The sequence below is a fragment of the Deltaproteobacteria bacterium genome (assembly GCA_016180845.1).
Lineage (GTDB): Bacteria > UBA10199 > UBA10199 > JACPAL01 > JACPAL01 > JACPAK01.
Genome location: JACPAK010000002.1, coordinates 12,704 through 29,109, shown reverse-complemented (window position 1 = coordinate 29,109; position 16,406 = coordinate 12,704). Strand labels below are relative to the sequence as shown.

The following is a 16,406-nucleotide window of genomic DNA, read 5'->3' as shown; positions in this document are numbered from 1 at the left end:
GAATAAAAATAGAAGCAATATCAATTAGTTACTTGATTTAATTTGATGAGGACCCTAGTTTCAAAAAATGACCCCGCTGGAGGAACTTACCAAGCGCCTCGCGGGTGGTGAAACTCAAGTTCGTTGCACCGGTCTCGTGGGGTCGTCAAAGGCATACCTGCTCTCCCGTCTCTTGGGAAAAGAGACGAAGAAGGCGGTGGTCTATCTCGCCCCCTCCTCAAAAGAGGCCTCACAAATCCAAAATGACCTCGAATTTTTCGGCATCGCTTCCGAATTCTTTCTCCCCCACGATGCGTTCCCCTTCACACCACTCTCCTCGCACCTCGACGTCACCTGTCAGCGCATGGGGATCCTCGCACGCCTCTTAAAAAAACAATGCCGGGTCATCGTGACCACACCAACAGCGATCGCCACTTTCCTCCCCCCCTCGTCGGTTTTTCAAAAAGTTCTGCTCGAATACAGCCTGGAGGTCGATCGAACCGCCTTGATCCGGAGACTCTCGGAGTGGGGTTATGAAAAGGTAACATTGGTCACCGATCGCGGAACCTTTGCAGTCCGTGGCGCACTCCTCGACCTCTTCCCCTCCACGGAAGAACGACCGATTCGCGTCGAATGGATCGGGGATTTGATAGAATCGATCCGCATTTTTGATCCGAGGTCCCAAAAGACAATCGACCCGATCGATCGGATCGAAATCGCCCCGGCACGCGAAATCGTTTTGGGGAAAGAAAATTTCAAAAACTTTCAGCAGGCGATCCGAAGTCGGGCCGAAACAGAGGATATCCCGAAGAGCTACTGGGGACCGCTTCTGGAAAAGATCGGGTCCGAGATCTATTTCTCCGGGATCGAAACCTATCTCCCTTTCTTTTATGAAAAGCCGGCCACTTTTTTCGATTACCTCTCGAACCCTCTTGTGATTGTCGACGATCCATCGGCGGTGAGCAGTTCTCTTCAGTCTTATCTCGATGAAGTAAACTCACTCTGCCAGAGCCTGGAACATCCATTGATCACGCTTCAAGAGGTCATCAATCAAAACAAACTATGGGAGAATCAATCAGGAACTCATCTTGAACTCGTCCCGTTTGGGGGACCGGACACCCTTTCATTTCCCATAGAAACCCACAACCTTCGAAGCGAGATCAAGAAATCGAGTCAGGAACCGCTCGCCCCGATCGCTCGAGCGATTAAAGGCTGGCTCGAGACCGATCGTGTGATCCTCGTCGCCTCCAGTGAGACCCAACGGAGCCGACTCCAGGACCTTTTGTCTCCTTATTTCCCGACTCCCTTCCCTTTCGAAATAAAAGTGGGACTCCTTGCGACCGGATTCCGGGATCCCGCGGGGCATCTCACCTATCTGACAGACGAAGAGATTTTTGGGCCGAGAATTCACCGACCCCAAAAAAGCTCCTCCTGGGAGGGACTCTCGTCTCTCGCTGAAATCAAATTGGGTGATCCACTCGTCCACACACAACATGGGATCGGCCTCTATCGCGGGATGACCCCGATGACGATCGATGGGATCACCAACGACTTCCTGCTGATCGAATATCGCGGGGAAGACAAACTTTATCTGCCGATCTACCGGCTCAATCTGATCCAGAAATATACGGGGGGTGATGGGGCGCCGAGACTGGACAAACTCGGGGGGACCTCCTGGATCACGATCCGTCAAAAGGCGGAAAAAACGATCCGTCAGATCGCCGGCGACCTCTTGAATCTCTACGCCGCACGAACCGCGGGCAAGGGGTTTGCCTTCTCCCCTCCGAACGAGATGTTTGAGGCGTTCGAGGCGAGCTTCCCTTATGAAGAAACGCCGGATCAGGAGAGGGCGATCGCCGAGACGCTCGCTGATATGCAGCATGAGCGACCGATGGACCGCCTTATTTTAGGCGACGTCGGCTATGGGAAAACGGAAGTCGCTATGAGGGCCGCCTACAAGGCAGCGCTCGATGGGAAACAGACAGCGATCCTGGTCCCGACCACCCTCTTGGCCTTTCAACATGCCGAGCGGTTTGCCGAGCGATTTCGCGACACTCCCGTACGCATTGAAATGCTCTCTCGATTCCGGCCACGTGCCGAACAAAAGAGGGTGCTTCAGGAGATGGCCTTGGGAAATATCGATATCGTGATCGGGACCCATCGTCTCCTCCAACCCGATATCTCTTTCAAAAATCTCGGCCTTTTGGTGATCGACGAAGAACACCGGTTTGGTGTCAGTCATAAGGAAAAAATTAAACACCTCCGAAAAAATGTCGATGCCCTCACCCTCTCCGCCACGCCGATCCCAAGGACCCTTTATATGTCGCTGGTTGGGATCAGGGGCGTGAGTATCATCGAGACACCACCAACCGATCGACTGGCGATCCGAACCTTCGTCATGCCGTTCCAGGACTCGGTCATTCGAGAGGCGATCTCGAGGGAGATCAAGCGAGGCGGGCAGGTCTTTTTCCTTCACAATAATATCCAGACGATGGGGAAGATGAAGGAATTTCTGGAAAAGCTGATTCCGGAGGCAAAATGCGAGATCGCGCATGGCCAGATGGAGGAAGAGGGGCTCGAGGAGATCATGATCCGGTTTTATCATCAGGAATTCAATCTGCTGCTCTGCACAACGATCATCGAGTCAGGCATTGATATCCCGACCGCAAATACCATCTTGATTAATGAGGCGGATCGCTTCGGTCTCGCCCAGATCTATCAGCTGCGTGGGCGTGTCGGTCGCGGCGCGCACCGCGCCTATGCCTATCTGCTGATCGCCGAGGATAAGGAATTGACACCCGAGGCGACACAACGCCTGCAGGTCCTCCAAAAATTTTCCGAACTCGGGACCGGCTTTCGGATGGCAAACTACGACCTGGAAATCCGCGGCGCCGGAAATCTGCTCGGGAGGGAACAATCCGGCCAGATGACCGCCATCGGCTATGAACTTTACTCCGAGCTCCTCGAACAGGCGGTCCGAGAACTCAAAGGGGAAAAGGTCTTGGAGGAAATTGACCCAGAGCTCCACTTCAAACTCCCCGCCTACATCCCTGAATCGTACCTACCAGACCCGCCGCTTCGCCTGGAACTTTATCGCCGTCTTTCGTCGCTCGATTCCGAGGACGAGATCGAGCCGATCCTCGATGAACTCAGAGACCGTTTTGGAAAACCTCCTGTGGAAGTGGAAAATCTCCTGGAACTCTCCGCTGTCAAGACGTACGCAAAGAGGCTCCGACTTAAACAGATCCGTTACGATGGCCGAAATTTTTCGTACGCCTTTGATCCGACCTCACCCCTCCCACCGGAGGTCTTGACGGAGATGATTAAAAAAGATCCGAAGGTGATGAAGTTGACACCGGATTTGAGATTGATTATTCACAAACCGGTCCGGGATGATCACCTCTTGATGGAAACAAAGAAATTTCTGAGAGAGCTGACGATTAGGGTTCAATGACCAAAAGGTACCGGGTACCAAGTGGTTTGAAAGATCGTTCTACTGCATGGCGAGTTGTTCGACCCGGTCTCTGACGGATTCCGATGCCGATTCACTGGCGTATCGGGAAACACGCTTCCCAATAAACTTGGGGACCTGGAAATCAAGTATCGTTGTGTTGCCAAAATGAACGACTGTCCACGACGGATTCTCGGGATGAGGTTCAACACGCCAGAGACCATAACCCTTCATGAGCCCACCAACCGCCTCCACCTTTCGAGTTAGAACACGATCCCCGGCTCTATCCCAACACTTGAAAATGACCCACCGATTTTTAATTGGCCAAGGGAGATCAAAAAACTCGACGACGTAATTTTCGACCTCCTGACCCCAGACCGCTTTTTTTAGCCGCTTGTCAACGGGGCTTTTATCTCGATCGATAAATTCGCGGATCTCCTGGAATGATCGATCCTTCCAATCGAGGAGGACCTTGGCATCCGCTTCGCTGACCGTCCTTCCATACAGAAAATTTTTCATAAATTGATCCATATGATCGATATCGATAATGACCTCCCAAACATCTTGATAAGGCGCCTCCACAATAAAATCAGCCTCGGCGACATAAACCCGGTTATCGATCGCGCTAACCTCTATATCGATCTTCTTCAAATCTTTATTTGGCTGTGTGGTTGCAGAGGAAACGGGGGTTGTTATGGAGAGACTCGCAATAAGGACGGTGTATTTAAGAGGTACCGGGTACCAAGTGGTTTTCTCAGCCATTTAATTTACTCTTCGTTTCTTCCCTATCATCACCATAGGCCACCGCGAAGAGTGGGCCGCCCAAGAAGAGCAGAATTGAGGCCATTTGGGAAAAATGTTCAGTCAGCGCCTGTTCGAGCCAATCGCTTAAAAGAAAGGCATCGACTCGACCGATACCAAATTTGGGATAAATCAGAGGCTCTCGTAATAGTCGAACAACCTGTCTTGCCCCGTCTGCGTTCACATAATAGGGCGCTCCACTATCTCTCATAAAGATGGTCGCGCTCACTCGACGTAACCCTTCCAAGAACTCATCCCCCTTCGCCTTCACCAGCGGAAGGGTCAGTGACTTAACACGCCCCTGAGCTTGAAGAGTTTGAAATACCCGCCGTGCCGCGTCTGTAACCGCCCCTGGAATAGTTGAAGCCCAAGACATTACGAATCTCCTCTTTGTTTTTCTACCCAGTCTCGGCTCTGTTATCGTCCCCAACTCGAAATAGTTTCAGGCAAAGATTAGGCTGGGTTCACTATTTTTTTAACCTATTGAAATCACAGGATAAAAACTCATCTTGATTTAGCGATGACCAAAAGGTACCGGGTACCAAGTGGTTAGGCCCCTTTTTTATCTCTGCCTTTTTATTGTCGTGCTCTCCGCCTGTGGCGGCACACCGGATACGACGATTGCCTCGGTGAATGGGGAAAAGATCGCCTCAACTGAATTTCTTGCTCGATTTCAGGAAGAGACCAGGGCCCTCAATAGTGATCTTGCCTCCCACGCCGAGGCGCAAAAACTGATAAAGAAGAAGGTGTTGGATACCCTTATTGAAGAAAAACTCCTGCTGCAGGAAGCAAAGCGGCTCAAAATAACTGTCTCGCGGGATGAAATTCAAAAAGAGATTGAGAGGCTCAAGTCAGGATACGACCAGTGGGAATTCCATGAGGCGCTCAAGAGACAAAGAATTAATGAAGAACAATGGATTCGTCGAATCAAAAACAATCTCCTTCTCTCAAAACTAACCAAACAGGTCCTCACCCAACAACACCCCTCCGAAAAAGAGATCGCGGCAGAATACCAAAAAAATCTGTCCCTCTACATGGAATCGGAACGTTCTCACTGCCGTCAGATCGTCGCCTCAAGCCGGGAGAAGGCCGAAAAAATCCTGGAGCTTCTAAAAAAGGGTGAAAACTTCGCCGCCCTCGCGAAAGAATTTTCTGAAAGCCCGGATCGTGAAAAAGGGGGGGATCTCGGTTTCGTCGCGAGGGGAGATCTTCCGCCGATCTTGGACGAGGCCTGCTTCCGTTTTCTTCCGGGACAGACCAGTGGCATTGTGACAAGCGCGTATGGATTTCATATCTTTCGGGTCATCGAACGAAAACCGCCGAGAACCTTGAGTCTCAAAGAAGCCCGCCCTCAGATCGAAGCGGAATGGAGAGAAAAAAATCAAAAAGAGATCCTCAAAAAATGGTTGAACGAGCTCTATAAACATTCGAAGATTGAGATTGACGAGGCGGCTCTCTTGGAGACAAAGAAGCTTTCATGAAAAAACTCCTCACCCTCCTTATTATAATGATCATAGTCCCCCTCTGGGCCGATTCAGCTGAGATCGTCGACCGGATTGTTGCCGTCGTCGGGACAGAAATTATTACCCTTTCGGATCTCAAAAAACAGTCCTCTTCGGGGAAAAAAGAGCCGCTGACGACCCTGATTCGCGAAAAACTCTTCGAATCCGAAATCGAACGACTGCAGATTACCGTCAATGATGAAGATATGGCCCAGGCGATCCGAGAGATCCTCTTCCGTAACCATCTGACCCCGGAACAATTTAAGAAAGAGCTCGAAAAAGAGGGACAAACTTTTGATCAATACAAGGAATCCTTAAAAGTGGAGATTCGAAAGATGAAGTTTTTGGGACAAGTCATCGTTCCGAGGATCAAGATCAGCGAGGATGAAATCGCCCGCAAGGCAGGTCCGAAGCCTTCTGAAGAGGATCGAATGAGGGCAAGGCAGGAGATTGTTCAGTCGCGCCTGAATCCAGAACTTGAAGCTTATTTAGACGAGGTTCGTGAAAAAACTTACATCGAAATCAAGGAATAGGATCCCAATCATCGGCATCACCATGGGCGATCCTCAGGGAATCGGCCCGGAGGTGATCGAAAAGGCGCTGGCTGATCGTTCCCTCCATCGCCTCTGTCGTCCGATCATCTTTGGCGATCCGAAGTACTCCAATTTCAGATCGGCCAAAAAACTGACGCCGAAGGAATGCGGTCAGCTCTCAGCCCTTTTTATTCAGCAAGCAGTTCATGCCGCCATGAACGGCGAAATCGACGCGATTGTGACGGCATCCATATCCAAGGAACGGCTTCAGCTTGCCGGTTATCGTTTCCCTGGACATACAGAATTTCTGGCAAAACTCTGCCGGGCAAAAAAAGTCCGGATGATGATGATGGGTCCCAGACTGAAGGTGGTCCTCGCCAATATTCATGAGCCATTAAAAAGAGTCCCTGAACTTTTGACTGTCTCTTCCATCCTCGAGACGATCGAGATGACTGATCGGCATCTCAAGACCTGGTTCCGCATCAAACACCCGCGTATCGCCGTCGCCGCACTGAATCCCCACGCCGGAGAGGCTGGAATTTTTGGGTCTGAAGAAAAGAGGATCATTCGACCTGCGGTGGAGAAGGGATGCCAGAAACGGATTAACGCCGTCGGCCCTTTATCACCGGATACTGTCTTTTACCGCGCTGCCAACGGAGAATTCGATGCAGTGGTCGCAATGTATCATGATCAGGGACTCATCCCGCTGAAACTCTTGCATTTCCATGAGGCAGTGAATATCACATTGGGGCTCCCTTTCATCCGAACAAGCGTCGATCACGGAACCGCTTTTGAAATTGCGGGGAAAGGGAAGGCGAATCCGTCGAGTATGGTGGCAGCGATTAAGATGGCGGTGGAGTTGGCGCAACATAACGCCCCCTCCCATTAAACAATATGATCAAATTCGGCACTGACGGCTGGCGTGCGATTATTCACGAAGATTTCAACGAGCAAAATGTCCGCCGTGTTGCTCACGCGCTCGCAGAGTATCTCCTGGCACGAAAGAAAAAGGGGCTGATCTATGTCGGGTTTGACCGTCGTCTTTTGTCCGAAGAATCTGCAGGGCAGGTCGCCGAGGTCCTGACCGCCAATGGCTTTCTGGTCCGTCTTTCAAAGAATTACTGCCCCACTCCTGTTGTCGCCTGGCAGACAAAAACGAATCAGGCGATTGCTGGTGTCATGATCACAGCGAGTCACAACCCCCCTCAGTGGAACGGGATCAAGATCAAAGAGGAAGATGGCGGGGCCGCCTCTCCAGAGTATACCGCCGCGATCGAAGAGATCCTGAACTCTCTCACGGATCGAGAAGTCAAGCAGATCCCTCTGAAAGAGGCTCGGGCAAAAGGGCTCCTCGAAATTTTTGATCCGATGGAGGGGTATATCCAGGCGTTGCAAAAAAGATTCGCGACCGACGAAATTCGAAAGGCAAACTGGAAAATCGGCTTTGATCCCCTCTATGGCGCTGGAACCGACTACCTTGGGAAGATTCTCGAAACAGACATTTTTCAAATTCATGGTGAAAAAGACCCGAACTTCGGGGGATTAAATCCTGAACCGATCCGAAAAAATCTTTCAGAGATGATCCGAGTGGTTCGCGACAAAAAACTCGATCTCGCCCTCTCGACCGACGGGGATGCCGATCGGATCGGAGCGGTCGATGAGGAAGGGAATTTTGTTGATTCCCACCATATCTTCGCTCTGATCCTTCGACATCTCGCATCGGTTCACAAAAAAACCGGGCTTGTGGTCAAGACAATCACGACAACAAACATGATTGATAAATTGGCCAAGCGATACCATCTCCGCCTTTTGGAAACCCCTGTCGGTTTTAAACATCTCGGGGGAAAATTGAGGGCGGCCCCAGACCCCCTCATGGGTGGCGAGGAATCCGGTGGGATTGCTGTCACAGACTGGCTCAATGAGAGAGACGGTATTTTCTCAGCCCTCTTCCTGCTGGATATTATTACCTACCATCGGAAAAAACTCTCCTCTGTAATCGAGGATCTCCATCGCGAGATCGGTCCTCATTATTTTGAAAGATTGGACCTCCATCTCGGGGAAGAGGTGATGAAGAGACTCCGAGAAACCCTTCCTCGTCTGAAGCGGGATCGGTTAGGAGGACAAACGGTTTCTGAAATAAAAACATTCGATGGGACGAAATTCCTGCTCTCGGATGGGAGTTGGCTCCTGATCCGCGCCTCGGGGACAGAGCCCCTCCTTCGGCTCTATGCCGAGTCGTCAACCCCTGATCAAGTCAAACGCCTTCTCGAGGAAGGACAAGCGCTACTGTGCTAAAGCTGATGATAAAGGCCCACCTCTTCTCATCAGCTTTTATTATTTTTTCGATTCTCTTTGTTCTAGGATGTTGTGATGCCAGCAAAGAACCGCTCTCTTCAAAAGTACTTCAATTCAATGAAACCGCCTACAACTTAGGCCTCGCTCTTCGATGGCAAGACGATGGTGATGAACGTATCGAAGAAAAAGAATTGCTCGGACTCGAAACCATTTCCCCAAAGGCGAAATTTGAAGAGGGGGAACCCAACAGCTTTCTCCAAAAACTCCTCGACAAGATCGACTGGACAACGATGAATCTTGATCGGATCGCCTTGCTCCTCCATGACACCTCTTTTCTGGATCAGAGATTGGCCAAGCTCAAACTCGCTTATCAGGAACAACCAACCCCAAAAAATCGTCAGGCCTATCGTCGGGTCTTGAGAAATCGCGAACTGGCAACCCGCCGGCTTCAAATCATGGATCTCGATTTTTCTATCCTCCCAAAACCGGATCAAAGGGCGATCAAGATCCTCATCGATGAGGTGGTCCCCTATGTGGAAGAGATTTATCTCGCCCAAATCGATCCTCGTAACCTTACCTATCGAGAGGAGATCATTGAAAAAGGAGATCCTGAAGACCTCTTTGCCCTTCATCACCTGGGAGGAGTTCAATGTCTGACAGCAGAAATCGATCCTCTTTGTAGCGCCCATCCTGAAAGCCCGAAACCGACACCCAATCAAGGCTTTTGGCCCGAAGACCATGATAAAAGGGGCCATGACCTGCTTCTTCAGGGCTCCGCACCGAATCTTGAAATCCTAAAAAGCCCCTTTGTTGTCCGCCATCGATTACCGACAGGTATCTGGAACTGGGAAAGCATCAATAACCACCCTCCCCTCAAACCTTCCCAGACACGACTCGTTGCGGGACTTAAAAAGGCAGCGCAAGTTCCCGGTATCGATCCCTCTTTCTCCCATTTTCTGATGACACGAGCACGAGAACTCGAGAATCTCACGAACCCCTACCCTTTTTTTGAGGGAGATATCTCCTGGATTCAGTTGAATGGACCCTGGGACATGACGCTCGGTTACTATGAAGAGTATCACAGCCCATTTCATCTCAATGCCATCATGGAGGCGTTTATTGGAATTGTTGACGAAGAATGGGAAAAGAAGGGACAGCAGTTTCGTGAGCTTCTCTACTGGATGGAAGACGAAATCGCAAAAGATCTCGGGCCTCAGTATCAAAAAAGAGACTTCAAGACCTTGCCCCCATTTAAATTTATCCAAGGCCTCTCTGCAGGAGACGGCAGGGCCAAGTTTGTAACGCTGGCCTATTATCTTCCGAATGTAAAACCGTATGGTCGAGCCGATTTTTCGAAAAAGGTCCTTCTCACCAACAAAATGCTGGCCCGATACGATGCGGTCGCTCGACCGATGGCTGAGCGAACGATGGATCCTGCGCAGGTGGCGCGCTTAAATCCGGGTGATATCAGCCTTTTTGTGATCGGTCATGAAAATGCCCATGGGGCCGGACCCTCCCGATCCTATGTCGTTAAAACAGACGGGGAGAAAAAAATGACCTCCCATGAACTCCTTGGGAAACATTCCAGCGCCCTGGAAGAGGCCCGCGCGGATATGCTGGGACTCGCCAGTCTTCCGGAGGCAGTCCGTCGCGAAATCATGACGCAGGAACAGGCGGATAACGCCGCTATCGGCCTTCTTGCCCTCCTCACACGAGGTGTGGCGATGGGAGAGGAGGATGATCATGGAAAGTCAGCGATCCTTACCTTTTATGCACTCTATAAAAATGGTGGCATCCTTTTGACACCTGAAGGACGATTCGCTGCCAATCTCGAAAATGGAAAGATCTTCGAGGTCTGCGACAAGATCGGAAAAAAACTCAACAAGATCCAGATGACCGGTAACTTCCGTGACTATGACCAATGGTACCGGGAGGCCCAAAGGAATCTCCCGAAAAAGATGAAAGAAGAGTACCTTCCTGCCCTCCGTCAGATGCCGAAGGATTTCTTTCCGTATTACCGGTTTCAGTTTTCGCCGAATCTCTAGCATTTTCCCCACAACCTTCCTCCTCCTTCGTGCGACAAGATTACTGGAACTGGTCTTTGTTCTTGAAAGAGGAGTAGCAGTAAAGATATTCTGGGAGATTCATGGAACCGTCGGTTATCTTTATAAAAGGGGCACGGCAGCACAATCTCAAAGGGATCGATGTCACGATCCCTCGAAACAAACTGGTCGTCATCACCGGTCTCTCCGGATCAGGCAAATCATCGCTTGCGTTTGATACCCTCTATGCCGAGGGGCAGCGTCGGTACGTTGAATCGCTCTCTGCCTATGCCAGGCAGTTTCTCGAACAGATGGGAAAACCGGAGGTCGATTCAATCGAGGGGCTCTCCCCCGCCATATCGATCGAGCAAAAGACCGTTTCCAAAAACCCACGGTCGACCGTTGGGACGATCACAGAGATCTACGATTATCTAAGACTCCTCTTCGCACGGATTGGGCATCCCCATTGTTACAATTGTGGAAAACCGATTACCGCCCAGACCGTCTCCCAGATGGTCGATCAAATTATGAGGATGAAGGAGGGGACGAAGATCCATATCCTCGCCCCGATCGTGAGAAATCGAAAAGGGGAATACACCCAGGAATTGGCGCGGTTGAAGGCCCAGGGGTTCGTCCGGATCAAACTCGACGGAGAAACGAAGGAACTCGACGAAGAGACCAAGATCGACAAGAAAAAGAAACACGATATCGATCTCTTCGTTGATCGGCTCATTATCAAACCAAAGATCGAACAGCGCATCGCTGATTCATTAGAAACCGCTTTGAAGCATGCCGAGGGGCTGGCTAAGATTGAAGCGCTTGGAGGAGAGACAGTCCTCTTCTCGGAGCGTTTTGCCTGCGCGGATTGCGGCATCTCCTATCCGGAGATCGAACCCCAGATGTTTTCGTTCAATAGCCCACTGGGCGCCTGCAAGGAGTGTAATGGCCTCGGGACCAAGATGTTTTTCGACCCCGATCTTGTCGTCCCGAATAAAAATCTCTCCCTCCGGGAAGGAGCGATCGTCCCGTGGGAAAATCGCTCGTCTGAATTTTACTGGAACATGCTCGAGACGCTGTCAAAACACTACCATTTCGAACTGAAAACCCCCTTCGGAGAGCTCCCGAAAAAAATCCAGAATGTGCTGCTCTATGGATCCCAGGATGACGTGTTAAAATTTTCTTATGAATTTGAAGAGCGTAAGGAGTTCTACTCGAACACCTACGAAGGGGTGATCCCGAACCTCTCGCGTCGTTATAAGGAAACCGATTCGGACTGGGTCCGTGAAGATATCGAACGCTTCATGAATATCCGCCCCTGCCCCACCTGTCAGGGGGCGCGGCTCAAGGCAGAGAGCCTGGCGATCAAAGTCGGAGAGAAATCAATCCACCATGTGACCCAGATGTCGGTCCTGAAGTGCCTCAAATGGTTTACCGATCTCAAGTTCTCAAAAAAAGAGAACGAGATCGCGGAAAAGATTCTCAAAGAGATTCGGGAAAGGCTCTCCTTCATGGCAAGTGTCGGGCTTGATTATCTGACCCTCGACCGGACCGCCGGCACACTCGCCGGTGGCGAAGGCCAGAGAATCCGGCTTGCTACTCAGATCGGTTCTTCCCTTGTCGGTGTCCTTTATATATTGGACGAACCTTCGATCGGCCTTCACCAGAGGGATAATGATCGTCTGATCGGGACACTCAAAAAACTCCGGGATCTTGGAAATACGGTGGTGGTTGTCGAGCATGATGAAAATACAATCCTCGATGCCGATTATGTCATCGACATGGGGCCGGGGGCCGGTATCCATGGTGGCGAGGTTGTTGCCGCCGGGACCGCTGAACAGATCTGCCAGAATCCAAAGTCTCTGACCGGCCAATATCTTTCCGGCAGGCTCCAGATCCCTGTTCCTGAGACCCGTCGCAAACCCCGCGGGCAATCCCTCATCCTCGTCGGGGCGACCGAAAACAATCTGAAAGACCTGACCATCGAAATTCCGCTTGGCCTCTTCATCTGTGTGACAGGGGTTTCCGGCTCCGGAAAAAGTACGCTGATCAATGACACCTTCTACAAAAATCTGGCCCAGCGACTTTACAGCTCAAAGGAACCGGCTGGCAAATTGAAGGAGATTCGCGGACTGGAGTTGATCGACAAGGTGATCAATGTCGATCAGTCCCCGATCGGTCGTACACCAAGATCGAATCCCTCTACATATACCAGCATCTTCACCTTCATTCGTGACCTCTTTGCCGATCTACCGGAATCCCGTGCGCGTGGCTACAAGGCAGGCCGGTTTTCGTTCAATGTGAAGGGGGGGCGCTGCGAGGCGTGTGAAGGAGACGGAATTATCCGGATCGAGATGCATTTCCTGCCTGATGTCTATGTGGAATGCGAAGTCTGCAAGGGAAAGCGCTTCAATCGCGAAACGCTGGAGATTGACTATAAAGGTAAATCGATCTCGGACATCCTGAATCTCACCGTGGAGCAGGCGACTCAGTTTTTCGAAAATATCCCGCCGATCAAGAACAAGCTCAATACGTTAATCGAGGTCGGTCTTGGGTATATCGAACTGGGCCAATCAGGCACCACGCTCTCCGGCGGTGAAGCACAACGGATCAAGCTCGCGCGCGAGCTCTCTCGTCGCAGCACCGGAAAGACAATCTATATCCTCGATGAACCGACCACAGGACTGCACTTCGCCGACATCCAAAAGCTGCTCGACGTCCTCAATAAATTTGTCGAACAGGGGAACACGGTGGTTGTGATTGAACATAATCTGGACGTCATCAAATCGGCCGATTATCTGATCGACCTCGGACCCGAAGGGGGGGATGGGGGTGGAAAGATCGTCGCACGGGGCACACCCGAAGAGATCGCCAAAACTCCCCAATCCTACACAGGTCAATATCTGAAGAAAGTCCTCGCCTCGAAACCTCTCAAGAGGGCGAATTCGCGGTAAATACCAAAATTATCATATTGACACATAATATCTAATTTATGATATTATACTTCATAATGAAATTAGAGCCGGACCAACTCCTTCTCCTTCAGTCGCTGATCCCAAAACATCGAGGCGTCTTCTCAACCTATGATCTGGCCAATCTTCTTTCAGCCAATTCATCTGTTGCACTAAGCCGTAAACTAAAACCGTTTCTAAAGGCCGGGCTCCTGCACCCATTTTGCCGAGGGTATTATGTTGCCGATAACTTTAGCCTGGAGTGGCTCTCCCAACGCCTCTCACCCGGCTCCGCATTAAGTTTCGGAACGGTGTTAGCCAAAAAAGGATTGATTGGAAATATCCCTCAAAAAACAGTTTATGCCATCAAGATCGGCAAAACAAGAATCTACCAATCCCGTTTGGGAAACATCGTCCACTTCGGATACGCCTCTCCCGCTGCTGGCCGGCGTCACTGGTTTGGTTATGCCGATTGGGAGGGCGGTATCCTCTCTGCCGACACGGAAAAAGCTTTTCTTGACACGCTCTATTTTTATCAATCAGGGAACAAATTTTCATTCAATATTTATTCGGACATTGCTGTTGAAAAACTCGATTCCAGGAAAATCGAAAACTATCTCAAAAAATACAAAAATCCAAAATTTATCGTCTTCGTAAAGGGGGTGTTACATGGATACCATTCAGTCTGATGAAGGCTTGCGGCTCTGGATCATCAATCATCTGTCAGAGAAATTAGGAAAACACGCCATCTTGAAAGGAGGGATGGTTCTCCGACTGCTCAACTGCCCTCGTTACACGAACGATCTGGATTACGTCTTTGTTCCATTTCGCTCTAAAAAAGAGATCGGTCCGTTGATCGACAAGGCAATGGCGGACTTGAAAGGTGCCCGCATTGAAAAAAGGCTCCATTCGACAAACGTCCGTTATGATGTGGTATTTACCAATGCTTCTGGCACTTTCCGAACACATCTGGAAGCGAACGTATCCGATTCGTGCGAGTCAGAACCAATCAGCACTGCTGATCTGGCCATCTCAAATAAACAATCACCTCACATCGTGCGTGTCATGAGGTTTGATATCGCCTTGGCTAATAAGTTGGCTGCCTGGAATGAAAGGGAGTTGATGCGGGATCTCTATGATGCCTACTTTCTCTACAGACATCTGGGCAAGACCCCTCACTTGCCGACACTCCGTTCCCGTTTGCAAAAAATAAACTATGCGAGAAGAGTGAAAAATTCTTCCCTCCCAAAAAGCATGACTTTGCCGGAATTTTTGGCTCGCTTGGAGCAAAATGTCAGAGGCCTGACCGATGACTCCCTTCATGAAGAATTAAGGGATACACTCGATCAGGACCAGATCGCCGGTCTAGCTCATAAAATGAAGGTTGGCCTGATTCAAATGATCGAGGGCCTGCTCACTGAGACCTCTGATATTCCATAACCGCCCTGTAATGTTCTTCCGAGGTCTTGGAGAATTGATGAGTCCCGTCATTCTTCGAAACAAAATAGAGAAAATCAGTCTCCGCGGGATAAAGCACCGCGCGGATCGAGGCAAGTCCGGGATTGCAAATCGGTGTCGGGGGGAGTCCGGCATTGAGGTAGGTATTATAAGGTGAGGGACGTTCCAGATCGGCGCGGGTCAGATTCCCATTGAAATTAGGGATCCCATAGATCACGGTCGGATCCGAGGCGAGTCCCATCTTCCGCTTCAGACGATTCAAAAAGACGGAAGCAACAAGCGGTTGTTCCTCCCGATTCCCTGTCTCCTTCTCCACGATCGAGGCTAGAATGAGAACCTCATAATCACTCAACCCAACCTCTCTCGCGCGAGCCTGAAGTGAAGGATTAAAGACCTCATGAAAATGACCGACCATCTTCTGGACGATCTCCTCAGCCCCTTTGGGTTGATACATTTCGTAAGTATCCGGAAAAAGGTATCCCTCAAGATCCTTGGCCTTTTGAAGAAATTCGTCCGCACGAACCAAACCCTGCCCCTCCAGAAATTTCGCGATCTCTCGTGCCGTCCATCCCTCGAGAATAGTTATCCGGAGGCGGGCAAAATCTCCCTTCAACAAGAGTGACACCATCTGATGAGGCGAAACGCCTGAGTCAAATTGATAATCCCCCGCCCGTATCTTTCTATCGAATCCCCTCGCCTTTAGATAAAGTTCAAAAAATACCGGATTCGAAACCAATCCCTCCTCGGACAGCTTTTTCAGAATCTCATCAACCCTCATCCCCGGCTCGATCACGAGGGAAATCGGCCCCTCCGTCTTTCGATAGGGGGTCACCAAAAAAAGGACAAAATTAAGCAGAAAAACAGAGACAATCACGAACAGGACGAGAGACAGTGTCGCAATGATTCTTCTCACCCCTTTGTCTCCTCCTCTGAAAGGGAATGAAGAGAGTCCAGATATCCTTGCAAGATAAACACTGCCGCCATCTTATCGATCACCTCTCGCCTCTTCTGTCGGGAGAGATCAGCCTCCAGGAGGGAACGATCCGCAGCGACCGTCGAGAGGCGTTCATCCCAAAACTTTACCGGCACTGAAACCTTCCCCTCCAGATTTCTGGCGAAACCTCGCACCACATCGACCTGCTTTCCTTCGGAACCATTCATATGAAGCGGCAGACCGATCAGGATTTCCTCGATCTCATACTCCTTGATAAGGGTACAGATCTCCTCTTCATCCGAGAGACGGTTTTTTCTGCGGATCGTTTTGATCGGCTGAGCGGTCCAACCCATCGGGTCCGAGACGGCAACCCCGATCGTCTTACTCCCAATGTCGAGTGCCAAGATTCTCATAATAAAAAGGATACAGAACGTGATTGAACAGATCAACCTAATAGCTTAAA

At 50.4% G+C, this 16,406-nt stretch carries 13 protein-coding genes; 9 read left to right on the top strand and 4 right to left on the bottom strand.

Going from position 1 to position 16,406, the window contains the following annotated elements; all coding sequences use genetic code 11:
• Nucleotides 1-67 precede the first annotated feature (67 nt).
• Nucleotides 68-3,433 (top strand): transcription-repair coupling factor, encoded by a 3,366-nt coding sequence (gene mfd, locus HYT76_04260; protein ID MBI2082764.1) that lies wholly within the window; start codon nt 68-70, stop codon nt 3,431-3,433.
• 39 nt (nt 3,434-3,472) lie between these two features.
• Here mfd and HYT76_04255 read toward each other — a convergent pair whose 3' ends face one another.
• Nucleotides 3,473-4,192, bottom strand: coding sequence for a hypothetical protein (locus tag HYT76_04255; protein ID MBI2082763.1), 720 nt, complete (start codon nt 4,190-4,192; stop codon nt 3,473-3,475).
• Entirely contained in the window at nt 4,185-4,607 is a 423-nt protein-coding gene (locus HYT76_04250) for a hypothetical protein (GenBank protein MBI2082762.1), read from the bottom strand. The genes HYT76_04255 and HYT76_04250 overlap by 8 nt, the downstream gene beginning before the upstream one ends.
• A gap of 169 nt (nt 4,608-4,776) precedes the next feature.
• Here HYT76_04250 and HYT76_04245 point away from each other — a divergent pair, with 169 nt between their 5' ends.
• The 8 genes from HYT76_04245 (at nt 4,777) to HYT76_04210 (ending at nt 14,991) form a co-directional block, all read left to right on the top strand.
• Entirely contained in the window at nt 4,777-5,712 is a 936-nt protein-coding gene (locus HYT76_04245; protein ID MBI2082761.1) for a SurA N-terminal domain-containing protein, read from the top strand.
• Nucleotides 5,709-6,266, top strand: coding sequence for a SurA N-terminal domain-containing protein (locus HYT76_04240; GenBank protein ID MBI2082760.1), 558 nt, complete (start codon nt 5,709-5,711; stop codon nt 6,264-6,266). Before HYT76_04245 ends, HYT76_04240 begins: the two co-directional genes overlap by 4 nt.
• A gap of 22 nt (nt 6,267-6,288) precedes the next feature.
• Nucleotides 6,289-7,155, top strand: coding sequence for a 4-hydroxythreonine-4-phosphate dehydrogenase PdxA (gene pdxA / locus HYT76_04235; GenBank protein ID MBI2082759.1), 867 nt, complete (start codon nt 6,289-6,291; stop codon nt 7,153-7,155).
• A gap of 5 nt (nt 7,156-7,160) precedes the next feature.
• A complete protein-coding gene (locus HYT76_04230) occupies nt 7,161-8,561 on the top strand; it encodes a phosphoglucomutase/phosphomannomutase family protein (protein MBI2082758.1) in 1,401 nt (466 codons plus the stop codon).
• On the top strand, nt 8,555-10,606 hold the full coding sequence (locus HYT76_04225) for a hypothetical protein (GenBank protein ID MBI2082757.1): 2,052 nt from the start codon (nt 8,555-8,557) through the stop codon (nt 10,604-10,606). Before HYT76_04230 ends, HYT76_04225 begins: the two co-directional genes overlap by 7 nt.
• A gap of 101 nt (nt 10,607-10,707) precedes the next feature.
• Nucleotides 10,708-13,554 carry an excinuclease ABC subunit UvrA gene (gene uvrA, locus HYT76_04220; protein MBI2082756.1) on the top strand — a complete coding sequence of 949 codons (2,847 nt, stop codon included), beginning with the start codon at nt 10,708-10,710 and terminating at the stop codon, nt 13,552-13,554.
• A gap of 56 nt (nt 13,555-13,610) precedes the next feature.
• Entirely contained in the window at nt 13,611-14,240 is a 630-nt protein-coding gene (locus HYT76_04215; protein ID MBI2082755.1) for a hypothetical protein, read from the top strand.
• Nucleotides 14,221-14,991 carry a nucleotidyl transferase AbiEii/AbiGii toxin family protein gene (locus tag HYT76_04210; protein ID MBI2082754.1) on the top strand — a complete coding sequence of 257 codons (771 nt, stop codon included), beginning with the start codon at nt 14,221-14,223 and terminating at the stop codon, nt 14,989-14,991. The genes HYT76_04215 and HYT76_04210 overlap by 20 nt, the downstream gene beginning before the upstream one ends.
• Here HYT76_04210 and mltG read toward each other — a convergent pair.
• Both mltG and ruvX read right to left on the bottom strand, forming a co-directional pair.
• Nucleotides 14,966-15,922 (bottom strand): endolytic transglycosylase MltG, encoded by a 957-nt coding sequence (gene mltG, locus HYT76_04205; GenBank protein MBI2082753.1) that lies wholly within the window; start codon nt 15,920-15,922, stop codon nt 14,966-14,968. The genes HYT76_04210 and mltG overlap by 26 nt on opposite strands.
• On the bottom strand, nt 15,919-16,356 hold the full coding sequence (gene ruvX / locus HYT76_04200) for a Holliday junction resolvase RuvX (protein ID MBI2082752.1): 438 nt from the start codon (nt 16,354-16,356) through the stop codon (nt 15,919-15,921). The genes mltG and ruvX overlap by 4 nt, the downstream gene beginning before the upstream one ends.
• Nucleotides 16,357-16,406: the final 50 nt, after the last annotated feature.